Below are 26,691 nucleotides of genomic sequence, written 5' to 3'. Positions count from 1 at the left end.
TGTCCACAAGTTGCCGCTGCTTTGCGAGAGCACGCGCTCGTTCAGTCGCTCGGCCACTGAGCCGAGGTCATCTTCGAAGAGGTCCGCGTAGGTATCGAGTGTCATCGCTGCGGACTTGTGGCCGAGCATCCGCTGCAGCGCTTTTACGTTGGCGCCAGCGCTCACCGCGAGGCTGGCAGCTGTGTGTTCTAAGGTCGTGAGGCGTGAGGTGTTCTATTTCGGCGTCGCGTAGAGCTGTTAGCCACCACGATTGTCGGTTCCAAGCGGTGTCCGGTCGTGCGAGGTAGCCGCCCGCGCGGGCGGGAAACAGAAGGTCGCTGCGGTTCTTGCCGGTGATGAGGGATTCCAGCCGAGGAGCGAGAAACGCGGGGAAGGGTACAGATCTCGCCTCCCAGCTCTTGGGAGGCCCTACGTGGATGTAGCCGTCTACCTCGGTAGCTGTTTGATGGATGGCGAGCCGAGACCGCTCGAGATCGATGTCGTTGACGGTCAAGGCCACGGCCTCGCCCCAGCGGATGCCCGTGTACGCGAGGGTGAGTATGAGGACACTTCGCATCTCGTCTGGCGCGCATCGAGCAAAGCGGAAGACTTCCTCGTTGGTGAGATAGCGGCGTCGTTTTTTGCCGAGCTTTCGCGGCAGGTTGCTCGCACCGCGGGCGGGATTGGCAGGGATTCGTCCGTCTCTGACCGCCACATCGAGAATTCCGGCGAGGATGCCGACCGCTCGCAGGACGACTCCGGCTGATCGTGGTTTGCCGGCGTTACCGGGTCGGCTTCGAACGGTGACCGCCTTGCCTTGGCTAACCTCGCGAATCCATTTCTCGACTGCTGATGGGCGAATCGCACCGATTGCAGTTCCCGACCAGCGTGGCTCGACGTAGACCCGCCACGCGATTCGAATTGGAGAGAAGCTCGACGGCTTGAGCGCCTGTTCCTTGTTGGCAAGCCACTCGGTCGCCAGCTCGCCGACAGTGACCCGCGACTGCGACGCTTCGAAGTAGGTTCCTCGCATCATTGCGACTTCGACCGTTGCCGCGTACTGCTCCGCTTCGCGTTTGGTGCGAAAGCCGCGCTTTTCGCGTTGCTGACGTTCAGGGTCTCGCCAGCGTACGCGGTAGCGGCGACCTTTGGCCGACTCGTACGCGTCGATGCTTCCCATATGGTCCTCGATTCGCGGCACTGCCCCTACTAGTACATTCCCGACCTCTGACAGTTTCAGCGCGCAAATGCCGCACCGGCCTGGACAGAAGGGGCAGAGCCGTCGAAACCTCGTAGCGGCCTCATCAGGATCGCTGTCAAGACTCGTTCAAGTGCACGCGCAGTCGTGATCCGAGAGTCTTCGCTTTCGAGCGTCAGACTTCAGGCGCCGTGTCCGGAGTGATGTACCTCACTGATATGGTGTGGTCGCCGAGGCCGTTTAGCGTCTCGAGGTTCGTCTCGAACCGACGCCCGTCTCGACCCATGACCCACGTTGAGATCGAGTCGCGACCTGGAGCTCGGGAAGAGGTGCCGTCGTTTTGCACCATGGGTACCTGGAGCAGCCGAGAAATTCCCCGCGTTTGCTGTTGCGACGGGTCATGATTCCGCGACCGCATTCGGGGCAGACGGTTGTCTCGAGTGGTTCGCCTATCGCGTTCGTGCGTGCGATGCCACTGTCACGGATGAGCTCGAGCACAAAACGCGACTCGCGGCCGGTTATCGTGAGTAAAAGCGCCTGCCGCCGGGCGCGCGTCATCGCGACGTAAAACAGGCGTCGTTCTTCGGCGTAGGGGAAGGCTTCCGGGGCTGGCATCGCGAGTCTCAGAACCGGGTCATCTTGGATTGTGCTCGGGAAGCCCCAGGTCCCCGAAATGAGATCGGGGATAACGACGTAGTCGGCTTCGCCGCCTTTGGAGGCGTGAACGGTCATGAATCGAACGTCCATCTGCTCGCTCAGATCGCGCCAGTCTGGCAGAAGTTGCTTCTGGTACTGGTATCGCCCGAGAACGTAAACGCGGATCTTCCTGCCAGAGGGACGTGGCACCGTGCCTGCCCGAAGGTCGTCGTGCAGTGTCTTGAGGAAGTAGCGAATGGCAGCGCGCTCTGCGGTCTCTGCGGTTGTGCGGTTCGCACCGTCGAGTGTCATGATCCGAACGGATTCCGCAACTTCTTGAGTCGTGGATCGAACGCTTTTCGGCAACTGGTCGGAGTTCTGCAGCACGAACATGCTTGAGACATCAGCTATCGACTGGGGGAAGCGGAAGGTCCGCTCGAGCTTCAGGATCTGGCTCGGTCCGTAATGGTCCTCGAACCTAGTCATCGCGGATAAGTCGGCGCCAGCGAATCTGTTGATCGACTGCCAATCGTCACCGACCGCAAGCAAGTGACGGCCCGGTTGGTTCACGAGGGCCTTCGCCATTCGTACTCTGGCGAGGCTCGCATCCTGAAACTCGTCGACCATCACCAGTTCGAAAGGGCTCATCCAGTCACCGGCCTCGAGGTGGTCGACTGCGAGGTTCAGCATGTCTTCGAAGTCGACTGCGCTCGCTGCTCGAAGTGCAGCCTCCCATTCGCGGCGAATGGCAGTGAACAGACGAAGAAATGCTCGGTCGCGAAACCGTACCGCGTCGTCACCATCACCAAGAAGGCGCGCCTCGAGGTGTTCGTCACTCAGCCGATTGCTCTTCGCGTGAGAGAGGAAGGACCGGAACGTGCGGAGCAGCTGCTCGTTCTCGACGGGTGTCTTGTTGGTGACAAATCGCTGCGGGTTGGGATCGAGCGTGATCCCGCGCTCTGTCAGATCCTTTGCCAGAGCGGGGAGTGCCTCGCCGGCCCATAGCTGCGCCATTGTCGTTTCAAGGAGAATTGTGCCGTTCGACCGATGGAGGCCACGTTTCCAATCTATGCCCTCGATGTACCCGGGAAAGTCGGATGTTCCATCGGAATTGAGCGCCCAGTGTTCGTGGAAGGCGTCGATTTGGGGGTAGTAGAAGTCTGGTTGGTATTGGCGGTGATCCGCGTCGGCAGTGGCAATCGGGTAGCGGCGCTCGTAGATGTAGTCGACACCATTGAAGTAGAGCCAATCGGCGATGATCCGCTCGCCAACACTTTTCACCAGCTCACCTTTGGCGGTGCGCAGATTTGGGCCATCTTCGATGTCCTGTTTGTGGCTTGTGTTCGACTTGACATAGTCGCGGGCCAGGACGGACTGAAAGAAGTCCCAGCTGGTGCGGAAGCTGTGGTCTGTGCGGCGAAGCTTGTCGACAATGCGACTGAGCTGACGAATGTCCTCCCCGTTGCTCAGCCATTGCGCAGCGGTGGGCTTTCTGCCTGTGGCGTGTCCGATCACGGTGAGAGCGAAAGCGTGGAAGGTGCGCGCGACAACTTCGCTCGGGTCGAGTCCTTGTGGGGTTAGTCGTGCGTTGACGCGCTCCTGCAGTTCAGCGGCGGCTGATGCATTGAATGCGAGAAGCAGGATCTTGTCAGGGTCGACGAGCTGGCGCTTGATCGCATACCCGGCCTTGGCGACCATCGTGGAGGTCTTTCCGGACCCGGCAGACGCGACCACGAGTACTCGGTTGTCGTGGGTGATTACCGCCCGCGTCTGCTCGTCCGTCAACGGACTTTTTTCAACCGTCTGAAAGAATTCGTGATGGATTTTGCGCTGCGCGTCGAGGTGGACTTCGTTTGCTCCGGCGATCAGGTCGCCGAGATCTTCGAACCAAGGCTGAAGCGGCCAACTGTGTTCGGGCCGAAGGATCTCGCTACTAAGGGTCGGATCCGCAAGGAGCTGGTCCATACCCAGTGATTGTTTTCGCGCAGACCACTCGGCGTGGAATTCTCTCGTCAGCCAGCCGTCTTTCTCCAACGCTTCCGACATTGCATCGCCGAGGGCGGTTTTCCATTGTTGTAGAGCCTGGAGAGTTGCCTCGAACTGAGCGGTGAGAGCCGCGACGTGCAGCTGATGTGCGACGAGAGCCCGCGCGTCTCGGAGCTGTTTCGTCAAGGAACGGGCACGTCGCTTGGGGATGCCGCGCAGTCGGATGCGCCGATCCGGATGCGCGATTTCGACGGTAGACCACGCGAATCCGGGGGTGCTGGTGACATCGGTGATGCCGGCGATCGAGATCTCCGCGACGTCATCGTCGATCGAAAATGCGAGGGAATCGTCAAGGATTGTTAGTCGCCAGCTGCGGCATTTTGTGATGCGCTGTCCCAGCCGCGACGGGCCCCAGATCACAGTGCTCGGCTGGGGAAGCGTTCGCGCTTGCTGAGTGACACCAGCCGATGGTGTCACATGTGTTGCATGCATTACTTGCCCCAATTGGTGGTACGGAGCCTCCGACCGATTCGGAGCATTGCCTTTCGCGAGCTCAAGCGCGCACGCGCGGCGTCTACTGAATAGCCCCTTGCCGGGCGGTCGTGGCGCCCGAAGTGGGACTAAGTGAGCACCGAATGCGGTCGATAGCGTCGAGCCATGGGAAACTCGGCGGACTGCTCGAATGGGTGCTGAAACTGGTTCGACGAAGGCTATGCGACTTCGGTACACGGGACGTTGCCGGGTCTGTGATCGCGAACTCGAGTCGGGCACTCGGGCGATCTACGAGCGGCAAACCAAGACGGTGCTGTGTGTCGCGTGTGACGCTAACCAGCCGGATGGAATCGAAACGCCCGTTAACCCAACATATCCCGGGTTGCCCGCGATCGATTCTGGCGCAGGAGAGTCCGAGGTGTTCACGGGAACCGCAGGGGCCTCCGCGAAGCGCGAGTACGAGCGACGTAGGGATGCGCGCGAGTCCCGCATTCGCGAGAACCACCCGATGGTCGGTGCTCTCATACTTGCCTTGAGCGATGAGCCTCAGACCACCAGGGCGTGGGCCACGGGCGCAGTCGGCGAGGAGCGGCTAGGTACCCGGCTTGACGGTTTGACCGGCGCCGGCATCCATGCGCTTCATGACCGTCGGATCCCGCGCACGCAAGCCAATATCGACCACATTGTTGTCTGTGCTTCTGGCGTGTTTGTCATCGACGCGAAGAAGTATCGCGGTCGCCCAAGCCTGCGGGTAGAGGGCGGGATCTTCAGGCCGCGCACAGAGAAACTATTGGTCGGGACACGGGACTGCACAAAACTGGTCGATGGGGCGCATAAGCAGGTGAAACACGTGAGAACCGCTCTTGAATCCGCAGGCCTCAATCAGATCCCCGTACAAGGGATGCTGTGCTTCGTCGACGCGGATTGGCCGCTGATCGGTGGCGACTTCACGATTTCTTCCGTCCGCGTCCTTTGGCCCAAGAAGGCGGTCGACCACATCACAAAGGCGGGCGCGGTCGACGCGATTACTGCCAAGCAGGCGTTCGGTGCTCTCGCGTCGGCATTCCCCGCATATCTCTGACAGCGCCGTTTTGTTTTCCTTTTTTCTCTACTGACGCTTTGTAGCGGTGCCCACTTGGTGCAGGTCGATGAAGGGTGCGTTGACTGCATCAGCGGCGCGCCGGGTCAGTTTTCCGATGGGTGTACTCAGGTCGGCTGCGATCGCCCAGCCGTCGTCGCCGAACTTGATGACGGTCTCGACGCATTCGATCTTTTCGTCGGGGGAGGGATGCTCGGACGCGGTCACTGCGATGATGCCTCGTTCGGCGACTTTTCCGTAGGCGTTGCCGTCGATGATGTGTGTTTGCATTTTCTCTGCTCCCTTGTTCTGTCGATCGCTTTGGTTGTCTTTTCGACAGGGGACCGATGGGGAGCGGATGGCGCGGTAGTGCCGTGTCGTGGAATAGCGGAGTGGAGCGAAGCGGAGGGAGCATATGCCGCGAAAGCGCGGCACGGTTAGCGCCTGAAGCGACCTATGATCGAGGACCGGGAAGACAACTACTTGTTCGTATGCCGAGGCTCGCCGTGTCTCTGTGCTGCCGGCAGGTTGCCAGGGAACAACGTGGTGGCACGCGTAAGTGGGGTAGGGTCCCGGCCCAAGGAGCTCGTACGCTCGAGCCATAATTCGCACGCGAGGCCGTAGCGGTAAGGGAGGACGCGCGAAACGTCAGCGGTTTGCCGTGCGCGTGGCCTGGCTCGCGGTCGGAGAAGCGATGCTTCTCGGCGTCGTGTGGGCGATGGGCGACCTGCAGCCATTTGATCTGTCTGGAGGGATCGGGCGTGTGTTCCAGCACCATGGCCGACGCCTGTCGCGAGCGTGGCGCCGGTGGCTTGGTCGTGTGATTGGTCGCCGACGATGAATCGGAACTGGCATGACGACGTGTTGTGTGCACGGGAAACTGAGACGGTTCGGCCGACGTTGCTGCTTAACGCGTCCTATGTGTCGGAGGACCAGGTGAGGCGGGCTGGCATGGAGTATGAGGCGGAGCTAAACCGCTAAGTCGACTCGGAGGCTCAGCCGCGGCATCGTTCCGTTGGAGCTACCTGCGACCACCGGGTTTTATCTGTCCGTGCGGCGCGCTCCTCTCTCGGTCGTGTGCAGGAGACTGTTGTTGTGGAACGGGAATCGCCATCGCCGAAGCCATGGGAAGCTTCGGACGAAGAAGCAGTTGAGCTCTGCCGAGAATGGATGGTCTATCTCGGGGCAGTGGATACCGTCGTGGCTTCCGGAGCGACTCGCCTGCTATGTGATCTCTACAGTTCCTTGTACGTCGCGTGGGTCGATAACAGGCAAGGGAATCTCGACGTCGATGTCGTCGAAAAAGCGGCCAGCCTTGCGTCGGCGGACGGCCGCCGCGCCTTGATATTCGTGACGGGTGGAGTGCGGCCGGTCGCGCAGGACTTGGCTGATGCGCTTGGCGTGGCGCTCCTTCGTTACGGCGCGCACGGGGGTGACCTTGATGGCGCCAATACTCTCGGGCGGCAACTGCACACCTTGCGACTGAATTCTGAATAGCGTTGCTGACGCGCTTTATTGAACTACTGGCGAGGTGCTCGATGTGCGTGTTGCGACGTTGATTGGACCTACCTTGGCCTGCGCGGCGCGGTTGAGCTCTGTCCGAGCTGCGGCGCGTGACTTTTCCATCGTGTCTTCGATGACATGGCGATGCATCGACTCAATAAGTTGTGATTTTGCGGATGTCTCGCCGGAGGTGACGAGGATGGCGGCGTTGTGCTCCTTGCCTCGTGTGAGCCCGACATAGAGACCGGCTGCGTCGACACCCGGTCCAACGAGGGAGACATCGGTAGTTTCTCCCTGGACCCCGTAAACGGTCGTCGCATATCCCAAGTGCAGGTGGGAGCCGGCGTATTGATGGGTGATCCTTCGCACGTCGGCCGAATCCGACGCCGAAGCGAGGATCACGTGCTCAGTCGTAGTCTTCTTTACAACCCAGTTCTGGCGGTTTTGGACGTCCGACGCGCTGTCGTTGCGGCGTGTTTGAACGATGTCGCCAACGAAGATCGGCTGTCCGTTTTGGCCCGAAGTCGCCCAACGAGTGTCGAAGGCGCCGGCGCTGAGCCGGCGGCCTTGGATGCTCTCGCTGACCGCCTGCGCCTCGGCATGGGTTGCGGTCACGAGCGATATCGTTTGACCCTTTCGGGCGGCATCGAACCAAGCTTCGACCATCGCTTCACGCGCGTCGACGTCGTTGTTGGCAAAGCCAACGTGCCCGGTGTGAATCAACTCATCGGCGACAGCAGCCGCAACGTTTAGATCGCGCGGGTTGCGAAGACGGAGGCTCAAGTCGGCCCATGCCGGGTCCTTGTAGCGGTGGATCGTCTGCAACTCGACCTGCCGGTCGGCTCGGCGCCAGAAGAGTCCCATGGCACCTGAGTGGCCAACCGGAAGCGCTTGGTGTTGATCGCCGACCATCGCGACTCCGGCGCCCGTTCGCTCCAGCACTTCGAGTAGAGCGTTGGCGGCTTCGAGGTCGAGCATCCCGGCTTCATCGACGACGATGCGATCTCCGCGGCGGATTTGGATGCGCGGACCGTTGTAGACGTCGCCGCTTGTAGGGTCCGGCTGCCCTGGCTGCAGTCGCTTCCATTCGGTTGCTCCAGCTTCGTCGGCCCACCACCGCCACCCATAGTCGTGCAGCAGTTGGTGCAAGGACGAAGACGAGCTCTGGGTCTCGCGCCCGGCCACGGCCGAGGCTTTCTTAGTCGGCGCCACGATGATCATGTTGTGCCCACGGCGACGCAAGGCGGCGCCGGCAACTTTGAGCATCGTTGTTTTACCGGTGCCCGCAGCGCCGGAAACCGCGACGCTGCGCGAGGTACCGGCGATGGCGGCGGCACCGTCGACCTGATCGTCGTCGATCGTACGTTCTGGTTCGACCGCCCTCGCTACCTCGGTGACCTCCTCGATAGACAAAACCACTCCCGGAGCGGAGAGGTGTTCGATCCGGTGGGCGAGGGTGGCTTTCAGGGTCGCTGTATTGGTGGCCATCCGGTGTTTGACGTGACCGGGAATGTTCGACTCCGACAGGAGCGTCACGGTGTAGGTGGCGATCGCGTGCGCGGCAACGGATCCGATCACCACGTCGAGGTCATGGCGATCAGCGATAACTCCAGAAGTTGCGATGGCGCGAATGGCTCCGGCGAGCACGTCCATGTCACTGAACCTCCCACCGGTCCCGGTAGATCGGGAATCCGCGGCGACGATGGCTTGCGCCGCTAGCAGTTCCAGGTCGAGATCTTCCAGTTCGGTCGAAGTCACGCTGACCGGCGGGTGTGCCCTGCCGATATGCGGGTCCGCTGCGATAAGTTCGTCGCGGGTCAGCGCTGCCCAGTCGTTCTCGTCGAGGTCGCCGGGCTTATCCGGCCGACCGGCCGCCCACGCCCACCGGTCGATCTGATTCAGCACATCACGGGACGGCTCCTGACCCGGATGTTGCTCCTTCCACCACCGCGTGTGAGTCGCTTTGTTGGCTTCGATTTGTGCGGATCGTTTCGACAGCGGCCGCACCAAATGCTCCAACTGGGCGATCTCGCCGTCGGTGTTGAGGGTAAAGCCCTTGGCCGCGAGTGCGGTGATCCAGGCGGGGTCGGTACGGGAGGCGAGGTCGCCTTCCGCATTGACGACATTCTGGAAGCGCAACGCGACCCGGGAGTCGACGTTCGACCATTTGCCATCCTGGCCTTGGACTTTGACGTTCAGCCAGAGGTGGCGGTGCTTGTGCGGATCCAGCGAACGGGAGCGTTCATGCCGCAGCTCGACGACTTCGATGCGGGCGAGGTCTTCGCGCGTGGCGCCGCCATGACCGCGGCGCGCGTTGAGCTCGGTTTGCCAGAGCTTGATGATCCGGTCCCGCAGCCGGTCCTGAAGGTCCTCGTATGCGGCCGCCAGGTCGGGGTCGAGCATGGCGGCGATCGAGTACGACTTCGGGGCGTTGATGGTTGCGTCGAGAATCAGGTCCGCGGCGGCGGAGTCGATGCTCGTGCCGCGTCGCTCATCGGTGAGCGGGTCGAGTCCGTCAACCCAACCTTTCAACTGGGTGCGGGTGAGGATGTCGTCTCGGATCGCTCCGTTCTCGACGATGTACCGAGTCATGAGGCCGTCCGCGTAGCCGGCGGCGGCGACTACGCCCTCGGCGGTTTTCGCGGTCAGGGTGGCGTCGCAGGCGCCGCCGAAGGCATAGTTCACTGCTTGCTTGCCCCCTTGGGAAGCCTGCCCGCGCTTCCACCTGGCTACTCCACCTCGCACACCTTCACGTTCCGGTTGCGCTCAGGCATTGGCGCGCAAATGGCGCGCAAGCCGGAAATGGGTCGAAACTTCCCAAGCTGACCGGGACCCAAATTCAGCGCCGCGGCCGAGCAACATGCGACCAGCTGCCGGTATCGGCTTACTGGGTTGGTATCCCATTCGGCTCAAATCGGATGTCTGCCAGTTCACCTGTGGAAACAGGCAACTCCTGGGGAGGGCGAACAGCAGATCGGCCACGTGAGCACTCCTGACATGGGCCGCACATTTTGAAGTTCACGCGAAGGGTGCCTGCGTGCATTCTTCTATTCTTCCTGTCTTCCTATTCTTCCTTCTCGTTTCTATTCGCTCGCGCCGTCCCTCCTCGCCTGCTCCCCCCTCCCTTCTTTCTTCGTTCCGTTATCTCCGTCTTTCTTGCTCCGCCCAACCTTTTCGTCGCATGTCGTCTTCCGGTCGTGGCTGTCTTTCGGGTCGGATGCGTCTGGTCGTTTGGCGAGCGCGCCCACATCTTGGCATGCCGGATGCCTTCGCTGGCGGACTTCGCCTGCCAATCGGGCTAATAAGTTGGAAAGACGCCAAGCGTCTGCCCTACCCGGCTGGCCGCGCGGTGATTATCCGAGTGCGTTGCGCAAAGGTAGGAATTCCGCGGCATACGGTCCGCCCCTCAAGCTTGCCGTTGGGGCTGGCTGCTCCACTAAGCTCTGGAAAGCCTAAGCATGTAAACAACGTCGTCACATACGAGTGAGTGGGGCCAGCGAGATTTGACTTCAGACGCCTTCATCTCGGGATCCGAGCGGGACTTCGAGTGGCTCTCGTGGGTGCGTTGGCTCATGCTCAGCGAGGGGTACAGCGTGGAAGATGGGAGATTCCCCAAGCGCAGCTCCGACATTTTCAAATCTATGCGCGAAGCGATCGCCGACGCGAATCTGTTCGTGATTCTGCTTTCCTCGGGCTCAGTTACTTCTAGTTTCGTTCGGTCTGAACTCGACGTCGCGCTCTTGTATCACGGCGCGCGTGCGCGGCAAATCCTTCCCGTTCTTCTTGATCCGATTGATGCTCCAGGGGACTTGGATGGCATCAAGCCGGTTCCACTTTGGGACGCCACAGAATCCGAAGCAAAAGACCGAATCTTGACAGCAGTCCGCGCTGCTATCGGATCGCCCCCCAGCCTTACCAAACCGCCGTATCCCGGTCGGAAAGACCAGGACGTCCCTTCTTGGCCGTTCGGTGCTCGGGAACGCGGAATGATCCAAAGAGTTCCCGAACTGAACAAGCTATGGGAGCTGTTTCAGCGAACGACTCACTCGGATCGCGGTGCGCGGGTGGTCGCTGTCGTAGGGCCCGACGGTTCTGGGAAGACAACGCTTGCCAGACAGTATGCCGCGCGTCACTCAGATCACTACCGGTCCGTGACGTTCCTTTCGGGCCACCGGGGTGACCTGGAAAATAAGTCGGCTCGTGTGCGAGACATGGTCGGACCCCAGTTAGTCGTCCTCGATGATGTAGACGGTTCGGCCCGCGTCGCAGCAGTCGTCGAACGGCTCTCGGTTCCGGATGCCGACATCATGCTGTTGTCAAACAGGCCCATTGACGGGGTTGACCGGTTTTTTAACATGCTTCCATTCACGCCGTCGGAAGCGCTTTCCCTTGTCTCTCGGTCGCTACCCTTTATCACTAGCGCCGACGCTGAGCGGCTCGTAAATTCAGCAGGACTATCGCCGCGCGCAATCCAACTTGCGCTCGATGTAGTGGCACATTCTGGCCTTGAGCCATCGGAAGCAATTGCATCTCTGGCTCGATCGGTGAGCGATATTCCAGCCAACGGGGCGACCGACTCGGTCGCTCGCTCGCTGGCGTCCACATTTCTGACACGGTTCCAACGGACCAACTCGCTGACGGCTGCTGCTGAGGCGGAAACATTGTTGCGCAGGTCGGTCGAGCTTTCCGCCGCGGAAACTGATGCGAGGTTGTCGCTTGCCGGCCTTCTTCTGCAGCGCCACAAGCTCACTGGAGCTCCGGAGGACCTGGACGAGTCGGTTGCATTGCTGCGTGAGGCCTTGAGAATCGCGGCCCCTAGCGACCCTGAGCGAGTGGTCATGCTCTCCAATCTGGCCGCGGCACTTGGCTCGCGCGCCGAAGAGAGGCGCTCAGCGGAGGACTTGGATGAGTCGGTAGCGCTGCTGCGTGAGGCTTTAGCTATCAGCGGCCCCGGTGGCCCCGAGCGCGCTGTGATTCTTTCAAATCTTGCTGCCGCCATTCGCTCACGGTCAGGAGGGAAACTGTCGCCGAACGACCTGGATGAGTCAGTCGCCCTCCTCCGTGAGGCTTTGGAGTCGGTGGTTCTAGGCGACCCCGATCGAGCGGTGATGCTCTCGAACCTAGCTGCCGCTCTTCGGTCTCGCGCCGAAGTGAGGCGGTCGCCAGAAGACTTGGATGAGTCGGTTGCGCTTTTGCGCGAGGCGCTGAGCCTGACAGGGCCGGACGACCCAGAGCGAGCGGTGATGTTGTCAAATCTCGCCGCTGCTCTCCGGTCTCGCGCCGAGGAGAAAGGATCTAACGAGGATCTGATTCGGTCGGTGGGGCTGCTACGCGAGGCTTTGGAGATCCTGCCACCGAACCACCCCGAGCGCGCGGTCGTGCTATCAAATCTCTCCGCGGCAGAACGAAGCTACGCTCGCGCCCTGGCGGACGGTACAAGTCGTGACTAATCCCGACGACGTCGAACTACAGATAATGCTCGAGATGCTGCAGATTATTCGCAGCCGACGCCAGCCCGACCCTCCCGCGCACTCGACTCTGTCGGATATTCTGCACAACCTCCCTGAGGGCATTTCTATTGGAACTATTGTGGGCGCGATCGTTGAGCCGGGCGTTTCGTACTTGGGGGACACGTACCGAACGGGTCAGGCGCTCAACGTCGGGCCTGGCGCTACCGTCAGCGGCGGTTCATTCGCCCAGCTGTGGGCGGACAACTCCGCCGACATCGATCTGCCAACTCTCGCAGCCGAATTGCGGGTTCTCAGGGCCGAAGGCCGTTCGCGGGCGACGGGAGACGCGTCAGAGGACGAGTCGCTCGGCGCTCTAGCCAGCGCTCAACGCGCTGCGGAGGACGGTGACGGACCTCGAGCGATTGGCTTCCTCAAGTCAGCCGGAAAGTGGGCTTTGGATGTCGGCACTCAGGTAGGTGTCTCGATGGCGGTGAAGGCTCTTACCGTCGCGCTGGGCTTCCCTCCCACGTAACTCGGGAATTAGGGGATTATGCGGCAGAACCGCAATCTCCAGAACCGCTAAGGGCGCCGCGCGCTAGTAACGGGGTGCGCAAAGCCGCTGGTTGAGCATTCAGTCGCCACGGTCGGACCTGCACTGACAGGTTCAGCGCGTGCGAGCCCCGCGTGATCGAGGCCGGCTGTCCGAGAGGGTGCTGCCAGGTGCGCCGGATCCCGCTGCAATCTGCGGTGCAAGCGGAAGCCTTCGGTGCCCACCCGACATGCCGCCCCGCTCACCTGGCTCTGTCAGGGGCCGGCAAGGAACGACGCGACGAGCTGCGGTACCCACGGCACGGCGGTGACCCCAAGCGCAATGTCACCGACACCTCCGGAGGCGCACACGTGGGACGGTGCTGTAACTCTTTCCTGGGGACCGACCACATAGGACCAGATGCGCTCCCACACATCACGGTCATTGAGGGCATACCCCGCGGCCTGGTGATACCCGTTGCGCGCGATGTATGGGCCGTACGAGGAGAATTTGCACTCCAGCAATAGGGCGTGCGAGCGGCTTGGGATGAACAATGCGAGGTCGGCGCCGATCGCGGACTCCGAGCCGAGTACCGGGCGCATTACGCGGCGATACGTCGACTCGCCATGCTTGTAGTGCTTGCGGGACCCGGACGCCTCGAACCAAACGTCCACGTTGGTACCGTCGGGCATCCGCGCGACGAAGTTTGGGCCAGACGCGCCTGAGCCCATAGGCGTCTGCCATCGGATAGTCGCCCCCTCGGCACGGAGCGCCATTAGGACATGCCCCAAGACCGCGAGATGGTAGAGCCGCCACCTGAACTCAGGATCCGGTGCGAGTAGTTGTACCGCGAACCATGCCAGGTCGGTCTCGGAGCGCACGAGCTTCTCTGTGACGGGCTGGACATCTGACCAAGGCTTGCCGGAGGTGCGCAGCGATTCCAGATCGTGCCGGTCCGGGCGAGGCTCATCTTCGGGCACCTGCGTGTGTGTAAGAGCTTCGCGGGCGGCAGCGAGCGGGACATCCAGCGCTGGCACGGTTTGCTCCAGCGCGCCTGCGCGCTTGGCCTGGTCGACGATGCGGTCAAGGGCGCTAACCGTCCAGGCGAGCGTGCTGACCGTGACGTCGGCGATCTCGCGTTCGCGCAGTCGAGTGACATACGCGCGAGACGGCCAACCAAAGCGGCGCGAGGTCTCACGCCAGTCGACACGGCCATGCGGAATCTGGGAGATCAGCGTCCGTGAATGCGAGGCGATCGGCAAGTGGGGGAGCCACTCATCGACAGACTGTGGCCAACGCTCCAGATCGGTGCGGATGTGCTCGATCAGGATTCGGCCCGCGCGGCTGCGGATCGTCTTTTCGTCCCAAGCTCGTTCGATAGCGTCGGGTTCTTCAAGGACACTTAAAGCCTGGTAGAGGCTGCCCTGCCCCGACCATCCAGAGAGGACGTAGACGACACCATCGAGCGGAACCTCAAGGTGGGTCACCCCAGTGTGCTGCGATGGCTCGTGATCCACGACCACCCGTCCTCCGTGATAGCGCCGTCTGCGCTGAGCCGCTCGCCGAGGGCCTCCAGCACCGCGTCGTCGTAAGCTGCGATGTACTTGCCAAGGTTCATCACGTAGGCCTCCGCGACGAGCTCGTCGGGGTCGTTTGTCGTCGGGTCGTCGTCCACGATGTACTCTGCGATGCGCAGGAATATCGCCGGACCCAGCTGGGTGTGCGGGTCGGCGTAGTGGGCCGAGTACAGCGCGGAGACTGCATCGCTGAGGTCCTGGTCGAGGTCTGGGAACTTCTTCGACATGAGGGTGTCGAAAGAAGATGGGTCGAGTGCCGGGATCGGGATAACGACGAAGCGGCGGGAGAGCGCGAGACCCATGCGGAACACTCGCTGAGCATCGGCGGGATTGTATGTCCCAAATAGTCGCCAGCTGCGTCCGGCACTGTAGGTGAGGGACGCGAAAGACGACTTCTCGTCGTCTGTCCAGTCCAGGGAGATGGACGCGCCAGCGTGCGCCGTGTCGCGACCAATCTCGACCCTCTGCAAGGACAGCCAGGTGAGCAGCGGTCCCATGATCTTGTCCATGTCGGCGCGGTTCGTCTCGTCCAGAACGAGCCATCTGTCCTCGGCAACAGCGTTCGGCAGCGTGCCTGCTGACCATTTGAGCGCACCCTTGTCATCGGGAGCGAGTCCACCGATCAGGTCGAAGGTGGACCAGGACTCGTCGGGGGTGCGCCAGATTGGCTTCGGGTCGAAGCCTGCGGGGAAGCCGAACGACTCGGGGTACTGGCGCACCTGCTCCGTAATCCACGCGACCAGTGTTCCCTTTCCTGTCCCGGGTGGGCCTACGAGGAGGATGAACGGGAACCGTGCTACGGCGCGACGGATCATCCTCTCGGTCCTGGTCTCGATAACCAGCGTCGTCGGAGCCTGCTGGGTCGAAGAGCTGGCCGCCTTGGGTGGCGTCTGGATCGTCGTAGTTGCGACAGGCTTGAGGAAGTCGGGAAGCGCTGCCATTGACCACTCGGGATCTGCGAGGAGCGGCTGACCAAGAGAGAGGCTGTTGTCGGTAATGGAGTCGTACTCTGGTGGGGTCAGCCCAAGTAGCTGCTCTGCGACGGTGTGGGCGTCCCCCCAGCTTGAGCCGGAGGGAAATTGGTGACTTCGTACCAGGATCGCCGTGAGCGCCTCCTTCGCCGGCAGGTGTGGAGACGCATTGACAACGATGCTGCGTGCGTTCGGCACCAGCCCCTGTCGGATGTCGAGATTAGTGAACAGCGATCCGGCTAGGTTTCTGCGGCCGCGAGACGTCTGATTCCAGACCGTCTTGCGTCCCGAATTGGCCACCTGTGACCAGGAATAGCGGAAGGGCTTGAGTCGGCCCTCCTCGAGTCGTCGGTCGAAAGTGAAGAGCCTGTCTACTATCTCGTCGGAATCCTTGATCGCTGGGGACGTGATGCTCTCCGAGGCGAACACCATTCCCGTCAGCAACGCCTCCCAAGCCGAGGATACTTTGGTCTGGAAACGGTCCATGCCGTGGAAGTAGGTCAGCGCTGCCTCCATGGCAGCCTGGCTGATGCGGGGCAATGCGGTCTCCCGTCGATACGATGCGGCCTCGCCAGGGAGACTTCGCTCGCCTCGGCACATCGCTACGCTACTGATTATCGGCGAGGCGTTCGGGACGATGTCCGGTGCGCCTATAAAATTGGCCCATGCCGGAACTTTCTGCCACCATCCAGCCTCGTACTCCGGTGTCCACTCTTGATCGGAAAAGGTATCTTGGCTCGGACGCGTCGTTCCCCGTGGTCAAGATTGCACCGCTCGTAGGCATGCAAGCACCGTTCATCCGTCGCGTCGTCGGGCATGATCGGGCACTCTCGGTGGAAGACGTAATCCTCTTGCTCGATCAGGATGCTTACGCTGAGACCTTTGTTCCGCGTTCGCGCGTTCTGGACTATCTGATGAGCGAACATCGTGAACCCGATGTCGATCCCTACGAGAATCCCCAGAGGTACGACCTCGTGCACCAAGACTGTCTCTCCTTCGTAAGACGGCTCGCGGATGAGTCGATCAACTGCATCGTTACGTCGACTCCCTACTGGGCGATGCGGGTCTACAAAGAGTCGCGGGCCATCGCCTGGGCCGATGGAGATGTAGCGCCATATGGTCACGAGCAGACGCCCGAGGGATTCGTTCGCCATACCGTCGAGATCCTCAACGCTCTCTCGCGCGTGCTGACTCAGGACGGCTCGATCTGGTGGAACGTGATGGACACCTTCAACACCCGCACGCAGATCCGCGGGTCGGCGGTCGAAGCGCTGCGCGCGATGCAGGGCGGCGAGCATTACAAGCTCTGGAGTGAACACGAGTATCGCCGCTATAGCGCGGGTCACTCCTACCTGAAAGACGGCGAGCAGGTCGGCATTCCCTCCATGATTGCCCAGCGGGCATCTCGGCTTGGGCTTTACGTAAAAGGGACGATCACATGGGCAAAGACCGCGACTCTACCGGAACCTCAGAAGTCGAGGGTGTCGCGCCAGCTTGAGTATGTGATCCACATTTCGAAGCAGCGCACGCCGAAGTTCGACAAGGAAGCCTACGGCCGCCTGTCGACCACGCTCGGCGGTCGCAACGAGCTGCTTGAAACGGCCAAGCTCTCCGATGTCTGGGTCATCCCGACTTCAAGCGGAGGGGACGGACACGGCGCACAGTTCCCGCTAGCGCTTCCCGGCCGGTGCATCGCGCTATCCACAGAGCCTGGCGACGTTGTTCTCGATCCATTCGTGGGGTCAGGAACGTCCGTGGTGGCTGCCTTGGCGCTCGGCCGACGAGCGATCGGCACGGACACCGCGCGCGAATACCTTGCGACTGCTGAGAGCAAAGTTCAGGCGCTCGAGGTTTCGAAGCGACGGCAGACTCGGCCGGCACCTGGCCGACTGCCCGATGTGCAGGTGGTCTGATGGGCTTCACTGGCTCGGAATTTGGCGCACAAGGCTGCCTGGGGGTCCATGAACCGCGCATTCGGCGGCCTGCGATTGCTGTCCGATGAGGAAGCTTGAAGAACAGCGCGAGGCGCTGCAACTGCGTTATGTGGCGAGCGGAGACGTTAACGAGGCGACTGAGCTTTACAACCAGCTGACCCGCTTCAACCTCACCTACAGGCCTCTGAGTCAGTCGGGATGGACGGTGACTCGGGCGGGGGAACATGAATCGCCCGTCGACGTGGCAGAGCCGATCGCGACAGCCGTCAAATAATCAGCCGCTCGCAGCCCTCGCACAGAGAGGCTTCCGTAGTCGAGTGAGCGCCGAGGAGACGCAGGATATTCGCGCCGCTGGTCAGCACTTCAGCTTACCAGCGGACTCCGGACCCTAGGCGGGCCACAGCTCTTCGCCGCCCGTCTTAATGGACGCCTCCCGCGTGCTCGGGTCCACGCTTATTTGCAAGACCTCGCCTCGGGCCGCGCTGATTGCCGAGAGGGCAGGGAACCAACCCCAGCTGAAGGCATGGGTTGCGCCCACCTTTGCCGTGGCGACGACTTGCCCCCTGCTCGGACCGTAAACGACTGGCCCGCCAGGATTTCGCTTATTTCTGGCTCGAAGGACAGGACACCTGTGTTCAGCAATGAGGTCGTGATGTCCATGGTTTGGATCACCGATCCATCTTGGCCCCAAGACCAAATCTTCCGATGGGGCTCGGCCTTGGATCGAGCAATTGCAGCAAGGCGTATGACTTCAACCGCGGCAGGATTGGGCTTGCTGCCGCGTAGACCCCACACGTTGGGGGCAAAACGCTCCATCCACTCGGCGAATGTAGTCCACACGCCGAACGTCCCTCGCGCTATGCCCGCGGTGACGCACGCGTCATTGAGGGACTGGCGGTCCATAACCTGATATGGGGACGACTTGAGCACATCGATCATGGTCGACGTCACTTCGCCAAGGATCTCGCGATAATTGAGCGGCTCAGCTGGTGCCACCTCGCCATCAGTTACGACAAAGTGCGGGCTAGCGTTGAAGAACGCTTCCATGGCATGGACCGGTGGGAGGATATCGAGTTGCCGAAACTTCCATACTCGTCTCGCGCCCTCGTGAATTGATGCGACCGACTGAGGCGAGTTCACCGACAGTATGGACCGTGCGGTGTTGATGAGGCGGTTCGAGTGCGGCGCATCCTTGGCCTTATCGACCCAGAGCCAATCACCATGCCACCTGACAGTTGGGTCGGCCTCGAGTACTCGCCTGACATCTGAAGCTGACTGAGGCTCCGTCGAGGAAGAAACTGTTTGTCGTACTTCCTCAACGTTCGTCATTCCGTATTTGCTTGTGTGTTTGCTAGCCACTCTCGGCGCCTCGAGCAGGGGCAACTTTCGAGTTGGCACTAGCCAGCCGCCAGAAAGCACTAGGTCGGACTGCCCCGTGCCTGGGGCTAGAAGTAGCAGCTGCATTCGCATTAGGCCTGCGCCTGTGAGGGTTGGCCGAGTCATGCCGTCAGCGGACAAAACGGCGCCGATCGGATCACGTACGGGGGAGTGAGTAGTCATGAAACCGACCACACGATCGAGCGCTGGCAGGTGTTTACCGGCCAGTCCGGCTTCCACTCGGCTCGTCACCTGCCGAACACGTTCGCGAGTCACACCGAGGACCGCACCGGCTTCGTCCAGTGTGGCGACGGGCCCGCGGGTCCCCGACCGCATGGCGAGTGCGGCGAGCCAAGACAGCGACGGCTCGCCGCCGAACTCACTCAAGTAGACGTCGGAAAGCAATGCTTCAAATGCATCTTCCAGAGTAGGCATGTCCCTTGCGTGTTCTTTCACTGCTTTTGCTCAAACGTCGCATTCCCGGTTATCAGGTCGAACGCCAAGCACGCGCGAGTTCCGGGAACCAAATTGAGCTTGGCCGCGATCGCCCCGAATCCCCAGAGGCGCGCCCTTCGAATAACAACTCGCGGCCCTTTTGGCGCCTCAACTAGCGCAAAGTCTCGCCCCTCGAGCAAGTCCGCTATGGAACGCGGCACCGCGACGACTGGGCTAGGGCCTCGTGGGAGCGAAAACTCGATTTCAAGCAATCCGTCTGGACTCCACGCAAATGCGGTGGGCTTGAATCTCACGAGACGTGCCGACTCCGGAGCCGAGAAGGGAAGGTCTGCATCACTCTGTCTGCGCAACGCCCAAGTGCTCCTACCGAGACGCATGACGCCTGGATGAGTAGTTAGCGTGGTCGCGATAGTTGACCTCTTCAGGCCAGCATTTTCGGCCAAAGCAAGAAGGGTGAAGCGTTCCAGGCCGGAGGGGTGATCTCCCAATGCCTCGAGGAGAAACTCGGACACGCGATCTAGTGGCTCCGGGGCCGCGACACCAACCTGGAGTCGGCGATCCGAGTCGTAGCTGAACTGGAGACCCCCGCTGTCTCCGCCCAGCTGGCGAAATCAGTTTCACTGTGGGGCAACGGCTTGTACGGCGTCCTGCCTCCCGCACGCGCCCAAGAGCTGAGGACACCGTCAAGTGACATCTCGCCGGTGAGCGTGAGCATGCGCCTGAGGGCGCGTGCAGCCGGGTCGGTAGCGGGCTCCCGCTGTTTCGAACGCGGCAGTCTGCTGATCACATCGGCGATGTCGAGGCCGCGCGTGTCGCTCGCATCCAGCAGTGCGATCAGGTCGTTGCGTGCACGACGTGCGGTTTCGCGAGAAGTCCCAAATCTTGCCGCAGTTACATCGAGGGATTCGGAAGCTTGGCCTTCAATCAGGCCGCAAGCACGCAGGGCGAGCTCGGACCGCTGCGAGGGCCACTCGCGCATCACCTCCAGGGCTAGGCGTCGGAGAGTGGCATTGCTGCTCTCGTTTTCCACCCTTACATATTGACACAAAGTAGTAAGTGTGCGGTAATGTTCCGGTAGTAAGTGTGCGCGACGGGAGAATGATGCAGCTCACCAAAAAGGATGTGACGGTGCTGGCCTTGTGGAAGCTCGGTGGCTCTTCTCGCGTAGTCGACACGGAAGACGCCGCCATAGCTGCTCATTCCATTGACGCAGATGCTTTCGGCTGGAAGAAATACCCAGATCGGGTGGATCTGGATGCCGTGAGGACATCGCTCCGGCACGAAGGGGAAGGCAAGAGCCCGCGGATCGAGGGTTCCATCCAGGCAGGCTGGCATATGACTCCTGTCGGAGTCGCCTGGATCGAAGCGAATTCTGAGCTTGTAGGCGCCGAGATTACCGTCGCGGCGACGTCCCCTGCTACACAGCGATGGCGCGCAGAGACGCGTGAATCCGGTGCCGCCTCTCACCGAGTGCGAACCTCGGACGCCTTCCGGCTGTGGGCGAAGGGCGAGAAGTTTTCAGCCAGGCAGGCAGCGGGCGTGTTCCGAATCGATCAGTACACACCGGTCAAGGAGAGAACAAGAAAGGCCGCGCAGATGCAGGAATCCGTGCGGGGCGATTCGGAGCTCGATGCATTTATTCGCGAAGCGATTCCGATCGCACTCGCACTACAGGCGCCGAGGCGGCGGCAGGAAGCAGGGGACGAATGACTATCGAGGTTGTTAGCCATGTGGGTCGAGACATTCTGCAGTCGGCGCAGTCGTTCCGCACGCCCGAAGCGGCTGTCTGGGAGTACGTAGTCAATGCCCTTCAGTATGTTGACCCCGGCGTTGTTCCCGTCGTCAATGTGACGATCGACCAGAAAGCGAAGGCGATCACGATTGAGGACAATGGCGCGGGGATGACCCGGGACGATCTGTCTCACTACTTCACGATGCACGGCGAGAATAAGGCGCGGCGCAAAGGGGTTCCCGGGAGAGGCAAGTTCGGAACCGGCAAGTCCGCTGCCTTCGGAATCGGAAGCTCCCTGACCTTGACTACAGTCAGGAACAAGAAGCGGCAAAGGTGCGCCTCGACCGATCTGCCATCGACGAGGCTGACGGTTCCTCAGTGCCGTTGGAGGTGCTCGAAGAGGATGCTGTCGCGGCCGGCGCCCCGAACGGCACTACGGTGAGAATCGACGGCATCAGCGTCAGGTTGGCCAAGGAACCGATCGTGGCCTTGATCGAACGACACCTTTCCGCCTTCCATGGTTCGCCGACGGTCACGGTCAATGGCCGCGTGTGTGAGATCCTGCACCCGGCGGCCGCGTGGTCCCGGGTATTCGTTCCGACGCCGACGCAGACGAAGCTTCTCGGGAATGTTTCTCTCGAAATCTCGGCGGCATTGCGACCGTTGGACGAGATCCATCGCGGGGTCCAGGTAACGATTGGGACGGACAATCTAATCGCGATTGAGACTGCGGGTGTCGACTCAAAGGAGTATGGGCGCCAGCTCTTCGGACGTGTCGATTGCCCGGAGTTAGACAACCCAAAGTACGACCCGGTCGCTGCGTATACGAATGACCGAAGCATGAAGCTCAACAAGGCGCACCCCGTGGCGCTTGCCCTGATCAGCTTCATCGGGGCGAGCCTCGAGCAGGCCCGTCAAGAGCTGGTCGAGCAAGGGCGCAAGGCGAAGGCCGATGCTGAATCTCGCAGACTCAAAGAAACTACCAACAAGATCGCAGACATCCTCAATGCTGACCTCAAGGAATTCCGGGAACGGCTCGAGGATGTATCCGGCGCCGCGCGACGGCGAACTTCCATCCCTGGTGACGGTGGCGGTTCGGAAGAGTCGCCAACAGAACACGTAGTCGATCCCGACGGAACCCAGACCGGTAGGGAAGATGGAATTGCTGGAGAGAACCGCGGTGAGTCGACGCCTGGCGGACAAGATGGCGGTGCAGGGGAAGGAGAAGGTGAGCCAGGGGGACATAACGCTTCTCCATCAGCGACTCCTGACGCCGAGGGCGACAAGACAATTGCGCCGGCCGGCACCGGTCGCAGTCGCCCTCGCGGCGGACTGTCTGTGGACTACGCCGAGTTCGGCCCGGATGAGGATCGGTCCTTCTGGGATGCTGAAGCGAGAAAGATTACGATCAACCTTGACCATCCCGTGGTCAGGGCTGCTCGGGCGCTCCCCGATGATGAGGCCACTTTCCGGAGGCTGAGCTTCGAGATCGCGTTCACCGCATACGCGATCGCTCTTGCGGATTTGCAGTTCGAGCGCGACCCCGCCCTAAGCAGCAGTGACGCGACGTACGAGATACGACACGCGCTCGAGCGGGTATGGGCTCACGCTGGATCTCTATATGCGGTCTAGCCGACGCTCGTGGCAGACAGAGCCCGAGCGGGACTCGCTGTGATGTATCAGGACATCTCTGACGTTTGTGAATCAATAGATCTCTGACGTTTCGGCAGTGTTTGGTCCTGACACTTGCCCTCAATGTTTGAGGGATGAGCCGCATTGAGCCTGTCGATCCTCGTGTCCGTCTCGCGATCGTTCAGTGGCCGCCGGATGCGCCGCGCGGGGCGATCACCTCGTTTTGCGCCGAGCATGGGATTTCTCGGGAGACGTTCTACGCGATCCGGAAACGGGTAGGCGAGGACGGGCCGGCGGCCGCGTTGGAACCGAGATCGCGACGGCCGCGCAGCAGCCCGGCGAAGGTCGCGGACGAGACGATCGAGGAGGCGATCGGGGTCCGGGCGGCGTTGGAGCAGTCCGGCCTGGATCACGGCCCGATCAGTGTTCACGAGAAGATGCGAGCTCTCGGGATGGAGCCGGTGCCGTCCACGGCGTCGTTGGCGCGGATCTTCCGCGACGCCGGTGTTGCTCGGGTCGAGCCTCGGAAGAAGCCGCGGGCGTCGTATCGGCGGTTCGTCTATCCGGCGCCGAACGCCTGCTGGCAGCTGGACGCCACCGAATACGTCCTCACCGGCGGCAGGAAGTGCGTCATCTTCCAACTCATCGACGACCACTCCCGGCTCGCGGTCGCATCCCATGTTGCTTGGGGTGAGACTTCGGCGGGAGCGATCGCTGTCGTCTCCAAGGGCATCGCAGCGCATGGCGTTCCGCAACGCCTGCTCTCCGACAACGGCGCGGCACTGAACCCATCCCGGCGCGGAGTGCTGGGTCAGCTGGTCGTCTATCTGCGCTCGCTCGGTGTCGAGCCGATCACCGGGAAGCCTTACAAACCGACCACGCAAGGCAAAAACGAGCGGTTCCACCAGACCCTGTTCCGGTTCCTCGACAAGCAACCGCTCGCGGAGACGCTCGAGCAACTGCAGGCCCAAGTCGACGCGTTCGACATCATCTACAACACTGAACGACCGCACCAAGGGTTGCCGGGTCGGATCACCCCAGCGCTGTCCTGGGCGGCGACACCCGTGGTCGAGCCACCTCGCCCGATCCCGCAGCAGGCAGCACCAGTCGGTGAGAACGACCGACTTCGGATGACCCGGATCCACGACAACGGCACCGTCTATGCCCGCGGCGCCAAGTTCCAGGTCAGCCGCCCTCGCGGGCAGCATCGCCTACCGGATCGAAGACGACGATCGGCTGATGATCTTCGACGCCCAGGGCACCCTCCTGGCCGAATACCCCTGGCCCGAGCCAGGCATCAAATACGTCGGCAGCGGCAACCCTCGAGGACCCCGCGGGCCACGCAAAACAAACGGACTGTCAGAGATGTCGTGATACATGAACTGTCAGAGATGTCCTGATGCAGAATCGTCAGAGATGTCCTGATACATCACAGAGCGGGACTCGCCGAGCTGACCTTTTTGCCCACAATTTGCCCACAATCGAGCGAGTTCTTGTGTGATCATGGTCACTTCCGGTGGGTGAAAAAGCGCGAAATTCCGCGGATTTTGGACCCTCGCGTGTGATGGTGAAAGGGTGGTCGCAGTTTTCGAGTCCCTCCAGGGCACGATCCAGAAAGGCATCCGTGAACATCACCCTGCTCGTTCGGTTTGTTGCCGTGGCCGAGGAACTGCATTTTCCGCGTGCGGCGATCGCGCTTAACATCCCTCTCGCTTCGCTCTACTCGTCGATTTCGAAGCTTGAAGACGAAGTGGGGTCTCCGCTCTTCGTTCGGGGCTCCTCTAAGACCCAGCTGACCGAGGCAGGCGTGCTCTTTCTCACCACGGCGCGCGAGGAGATCGCCGCGGCACCCGAACCGGTCAAGAAGGCGGTTCCGGCCGGCGGCAAAGCCAAAGCGTCGAAGGGCAAGGGTCGCGCCCCGGCCGTGAAGGGGCAGCCGAAGCCGTTCAAGAAACGTCAGGGTCGTTGATCGGACCGGTGAGGTTGCGCCCGGTCGAGTCGCACCGCGCGCAGGCCTCGTGCCTCGATGTCGGGAGTGCCGCATAGGGTCGCGTCATGGCCACACTCGATGACGTGCGCCGGATCGCCGTTGGGTTGCCCGGCAGCGAGGAGCGAGCGACGACGGGCGGCGCCGCGTGGTTCGTTCGCCACAAGCTGTACGCGTGGGAGTGTCATCCTTGGCCGAGCATGCCCGAGGACGTTCGCGAGATAGTCGCGGCCGAGCTCGTTGTCGGAGTCAAGGTCGCCGACAGCATAGACAAGCTCGCACTTGTCGAGATGGCTCCGACCGTGTTCCTGCACACCACGACCCCTTGGGGCGAGCCGAAGGTCGCATTCCGTATGGCGGGGATCGGCGACGACCATCTTGCCGAACTCGTGACGGAGGCGTGGCGCATCCAAGCCCCGAAATATCTGCGGCGTGAGTTCGACGAGGTCGGCTCTAGCTCGCTGCGGGCGAACTCAGAGGGCGATCGGTGAGTCGAGCATCCGCAAGTCGTCGTCGCTGAGGTGTATCCCGGCCGCCGCGACGTTCTGTTCAAGATGCGTCAGATCGCCGGTTCCCGGAATCGCAAGGACGTTCGGCCCCTGATGGAGCGTCCACGCGAGGCGGATCTGCGTTGGGGTCACCCCGTGGGCTTCGGCGAGCTGGATCACGTCCTGTCGTTCCTCTGCCGTTCTGCCACGTTCTCGGCCGCCGCCTGCCATTGCGAAGTAGGGAACGAACGCGATCCCGCGAGCTGACGCTTCGACAAGCACGGGCAGGGATGAACGCTCATCAAGCCCGAAACGGTTCTGAACGCTGACCACCGGAGCGATCGCGGATGCTTCGATGAGCTGCTCCACTGACACGTTCGATACACCGAGGCTTCCGATCAAGCCCTCCGCTTCCAGCTCGGCGAGAGCGCTGAAGTGGTCTGCGATCGATCCGGCACCGAAGACACGAAGGTAGACGAGCTCGAGCCGGTCCCGACCGAGCTGCCGCAGGTTCTCCTCGACCTGGCCGCGCAGGGCATCCGGAGTCGCAGGATCAGCCCATTCGCCTGACGCAGTACGCGCGGGACCGACCTTCGTCGCGATGACGATGTCGTCGTCGTGGTTCGGGAACGCCGCGTTGAGCAACTCGTTCGCCGAAAGCCTCGGCGAGAAATAGAAGGCGGCCGTGTCGAAGTGGTTGACGCCCAGCTCGCGTGCGCGCCGCAGGACGGCGATCGACTCCGCCCGGTAGCGACTGGGGCCGGTTCCGAACGCAGATGCGGAAGCGAGGCGCATCGCCCCGAACCCCATGCGATTGACGGTCATGCCGCCCAGGTTCCAGCTTCCTGCGAGATTCCGGACCAGTCGATCCGTCTGCTTAGTGCCGTCCACCATCGTCTCCGTTCAGGTCCCGAAGTGGTCAGTTTCACACAGGATCGGACTTGTGCGGCATTGATTGGCAACCAAAAGGTTGCTAATCTGGCGACGTGGATGCAGTCTTCCGAGCGTTGGGCGATCCGGTCCGGCTCGCGCTGGTCGATGAGCTCGCGCGGCGAAACGATCAGACTCTGTTCGAGTTGTGCGTGCGTCTGATCAACCGAGGCCACAGCCTGAGTCGACAGGCCGTCGCGAAACATGTCGGGGTGCTGCGGGACGCCGCCCTGGTGCACCTGACTACGAGTGGCCGCACCACGATCCATCACCTCGACCCGACTGTGCTCGTCGAGGCGCAGGCACAACTTGCTCAAATCACGAAGGAGCTGTCATGAACATCAAGATCACCACGACATCCGTTCTGGTAGACGACCAGGCCAAGGCTCTGGAGTTCTACACGAACACGCTCGGTTTTGTGAAGAAGACCGACGTGCCCACTGGTGAATTCCGTTGGCTGACTGTTGTGGGTCCGGATGCGCGCGACGGTGTCGAGCTTCTGCTTGAGCCTGACGAGCATCCGGCAGCCAAGGTCTTCAAGGCGGCACTCGTCGAGGACGGGATTCCGTTCACGAGCTTCGGCGTTCAGGATGCTGCAGCCGAGTTCGACCGCCTGTCCGCGCTCGGGGTGCGATTCACACAGCCGCCGATGACGATGGGACCCGTGACCACCGCGGTGCTGGACGACACGTGCGGCAACCTGATCCAGATCGCGAGCATGCCGTAAACGACCCCGACGTTGCGGGGTTGAGCAGG

Annotated in this window: 19 protein-coding genes and 1 pseudogene; 13 read left to right on the top strand and 7 right to left on the bottom strand. The window is 61.8% G+C overall.

What is annotated here, in order from left to right; translation table 11 throughout:
- Positions 1-67: 67 nt before the first annotated feature.
- Positions 68-1,159 carry a tyrosine-type recombinase/integrase gene (locus tag ACQ86A_RS15550; protein WP_431277873.1) on the bottom strand — a complete coding sequence of 364 codons (1,092 nt, stop codon included), beginning with the start codon at positions 1,157-1,159 and terminating at the stop codon, positions 68-70.
- Positions 1,160-1,417: 258 nt separating this feature from the next.
- Complete coding sequence (locus ACQ86A_RS15545) at positions 1,418-4,219, bottom strand: UvrD-helicase domain-containing protein (protein WP_431277872.1); 2,802 nt, start codon at positions 4,217-4,219, stop codon at positions 1,418-1,420.
- A gap of 490 nt (positions 4,220-4,709) precedes the next feature.
- Between ACQ86A_RS15545 and ACQ86A_RS15540 the strand changes: the two genes are divergently transcribed.
- Positions 4,710-5,372: a nuclease-related domain-containing protein gene (locus tag ACQ86A_RS15540; RefSeq protein ID WP_431277871.1), complete on the top strand. Its 663-nt coding sequence runs from the start codon at positions 4,710-4,712 to the stop codon at positions 5,370-5,372.
- A 27-nt stretch (positions 5,373-5,399) separates the two neighbouring features.
- Here the strand turns inward: ACQ86A_RS15540 and ACQ86A_RS15535 are convergent, their stop codons facing one another.
- On the bottom strand, positions 5,400-5,660 hold the full coding sequence (locus tag ACQ86A_RS15535) for a hypothetical protein (RefSeq protein WP_431277870.1): 261 nt from the start codon (positions 5,658-5,660) through the stop codon (positions 5,400-5,402).
- 804 nt (positions 5,661-6,464) lie between these two features.
- Between ACQ86A_RS15535 and ACQ86A_RS15530 the strand changes: the two genes are divergently transcribed.
- Positions 6,465-6,866 carry a hypothetical protein gene (locus ACQ86A_RS15530; protein ID WP_431277869.1) on the top strand — a complete coding sequence of 134 codons (402 nt, stop codon included), beginning with the start codon at positions 6,465-6,467 and terminating at the stop codon, positions 6,864-6,866.
- A gap of 15 nt (positions 6,867-6,881) precedes the next feature.
- On the opposite strand, the gene ACQ86A_RS15525 is transcribed toward ACQ86A_RS15530, so the two are convergent.
- Positions 6,882-9,557 carry an AAA family ATPase gene (locus tag ACQ86A_RS15525; RefSeq protein WP_431277868.1) on the bottom strand — a complete coding sequence of 892 codons (2,676 nt, stop codon included), beginning with the start codon at positions 9,555-9,557 and terminating at the stop codon, positions 6,882-6,884.
- A gap of 887 nt (positions 9,558-10,444) precedes the next feature.
- Between ACQ86A_RS15525 and ACQ86A_RS15520 the strand changes: the two genes are divergently transcribed.
- Positions 10,445-12,322: a TIR domain-containing protein gene (locus tag ACQ86A_RS15520; RefSeq protein ID WP_431277867.1), complete on the top strand. Its 1,878-nt coding sequence runs from the start codon at positions 10,445-10,447 to the stop codon at positions 12,320-12,322.
- A complete protein-coding gene (locus ACQ86A_RS15515; RefSeq protein WP_431277866.1) occupies positions 12,315-12,854 on the top strand; it encodes a hypothetical protein in 540 nt (179 codons plus the stop codon). The genes ACQ86A_RS15520 and ACQ86A_RS15515 overlap by 8 nt, the downstream gene beginning before the upstream one ends.
- Positions 12,855-13,126: 272 nt before the next feature.
- Here ACQ86A_RS15515 and ACQ86A_RS15510 read toward each other — a convergent pair whose 3' ends face one another.
- Together ACQ86A_RS15510 and ACQ86A_RS15505 are read right to left on the bottom strand one after the other, a co-directional pair.
- On the bottom strand, positions 13,127-14,338 hold the full coding sequence (locus ACQ86A_RS15510) for a hypothetical protein (protein ID WP_431277865.1): 1,212 nt from the start codon (positions 14,336-14,338) through the stop codon (positions 13,127-13,129).
- On the bottom strand, positions 14,335-15,939 hold the full coding sequence (locus ACQ86A_RS15505; protein WP_431277864.1) for an AAA family ATPase: 1,605 nt from the start codon (positions 15,937-15,939) through the stop codon (positions 14,335-14,337). The genes ACQ86A_RS15510 and ACQ86A_RS15505 overlap by 4 nt, the downstream gene beginning before the upstream one ends.
- Before the next feature lie 125 nt (positions 15,940-16,064).
- Between ACQ86A_RS15505 and ACQ86A_RS15500 the strand changes: the two genes are divergently transcribed.
- The 7 genes and pseudogenes from ACQ86A_RS15500 (at position 16,065) to ACQ86A_RS15470 (ending at position 25,008) form a co-directional block, all read left to right on the top strand.
- Positions 16,065-17,312, top strand: coding sequence for a DNA-methyltransferase (locus ACQ86A_RS15500; protein WP_431277863.1), 1,248 nt, complete (start codon positions 16,065-16,067; stop codon positions 17,310-17,312).
- A 2,952-nt stretch (positions 17,313-20,264) separates the two neighbouring features.
- Entirely contained in the window at positions 20,265-20,876 is a 612-nt protein-coding gene (locus ACQ86A_RS15495; RefSeq protein WP_431277862.1) for a hypothetical protein, read from the top strand.
- Positions 20,873-21,340: an ATP-binding protein gene (locus tag ACQ86A_RS15490; RefSeq protein ID WP_431277861.1), complete on the top strand. Its 468-nt coding sequence runs from the start codon at positions 20,873-20,875 to the stop codon at positions 21,338-21,340. Before ACQ86A_RS15495 ends, ACQ86A_RS15490 begins: the two co-directional genes overlap by 4 nt.
- Entirely contained in the window at positions 21,232-22,530 is a 1,299-nt protein-coding gene (locus ACQ86A_RS15485; protein ID WP_431280514.1) for a hypothetical protein, read from the top strand. The genes ACQ86A_RS15490 and ACQ86A_RS15485 overlap by 109 nt, the downstream gene beginning before the upstream one ends.
- A 134-nt stretch (positions 22,531-22,664) precedes the next feature.
- A pseudogene (locus ACQ86A_RS15480) lies at positions 22,665-23,606 on the top strand (integrase core domain-containing protein); the annotation flags it as partial.
- 548 nt (positions 23,607-24,154) lie between these two features.
- Positions 24,155-24,499, top strand: a complete 345-nt coding sequence (locus tag ACQ86A_RS15475; protein ID WP_431277860.1) for a LysR family transcriptional regulator — start codon at positions 24,155-24,157, stop codon at positions 24,497-24,499.
- Positions 24,500-24,585: 86 nt separating this feature from the next.
- The gene (locus tag ACQ86A_RS15470) at positions 24,586-25,008 is read left to right on the top strand and encodes an MmcQ/YjbR family DNA-binding protein (protein ID WP_431277859.1); all 423 of its coding nucleotides are present in this window, start codon (positions 24,586-24,588) and stop codon (positions 25,006-25,008) included.
- Here ACQ86A_RS15470 and ACQ86A_RS15465 read toward each other — a convergent pair.
- Positions 24,991-25,830, bottom strand: a complete 840-nt coding sequence (locus ACQ86A_RS15465; protein WP_431277858.1) for an aldo/keto reductase — start codon at positions 25,828-25,830, stop codon at positions 24,991-24,993. The two genes, ACQ86A_RS15470 and ACQ86A_RS15465, sit on opposite strands and share 18 nt — an antisense overlap.
- Positions 25,831-25,991: 161 nt before the next feature.
- Here ACQ86A_RS15465 and ACQ86A_RS15460 point away from each other — a divergent pair, with 161 nt between their 5' ends.
- Positions 25,992-26,273, top strand: coding sequence for an ArsR/SmtB family transcription factor (locus ACQ86A_RS15460; RefSeq protein WP_431277857.1), 282 nt, complete (start codon positions 25,992-25,994; stop codon positions 26,271-26,273).
- Positions 26,270-26,662, top strand: coding sequence for a VOC family protein (locus ACQ86A_RS15455; RefSeq protein WP_431277856.1), 393 nt, complete (start codon positions 26,270-26,272; stop codon positions 26,660-26,662). Before ACQ86A_RS15460 ends, ACQ86A_RS15455 begins: the two co-directional genes overlap by 4 nt.
- Positions 26,663-26,691: the final 29 nt, after the last annotated feature.

The sequence above is a fragment of the Leifsonia poae genome, from assembly GCF_050632195.1.
GTDB classification, from domain to species: Bacteria; Actinomycetota; Actinomycetes; order Actinomycetales; family Microbacteriaceae; genus Leifsonia; species Leifsonia poae_C.
The sequence above is the reverse complement of the archived record's forward strand: the minus strand, read 5'-3'. Positions and strand labels throughout refer to the sequence as shown.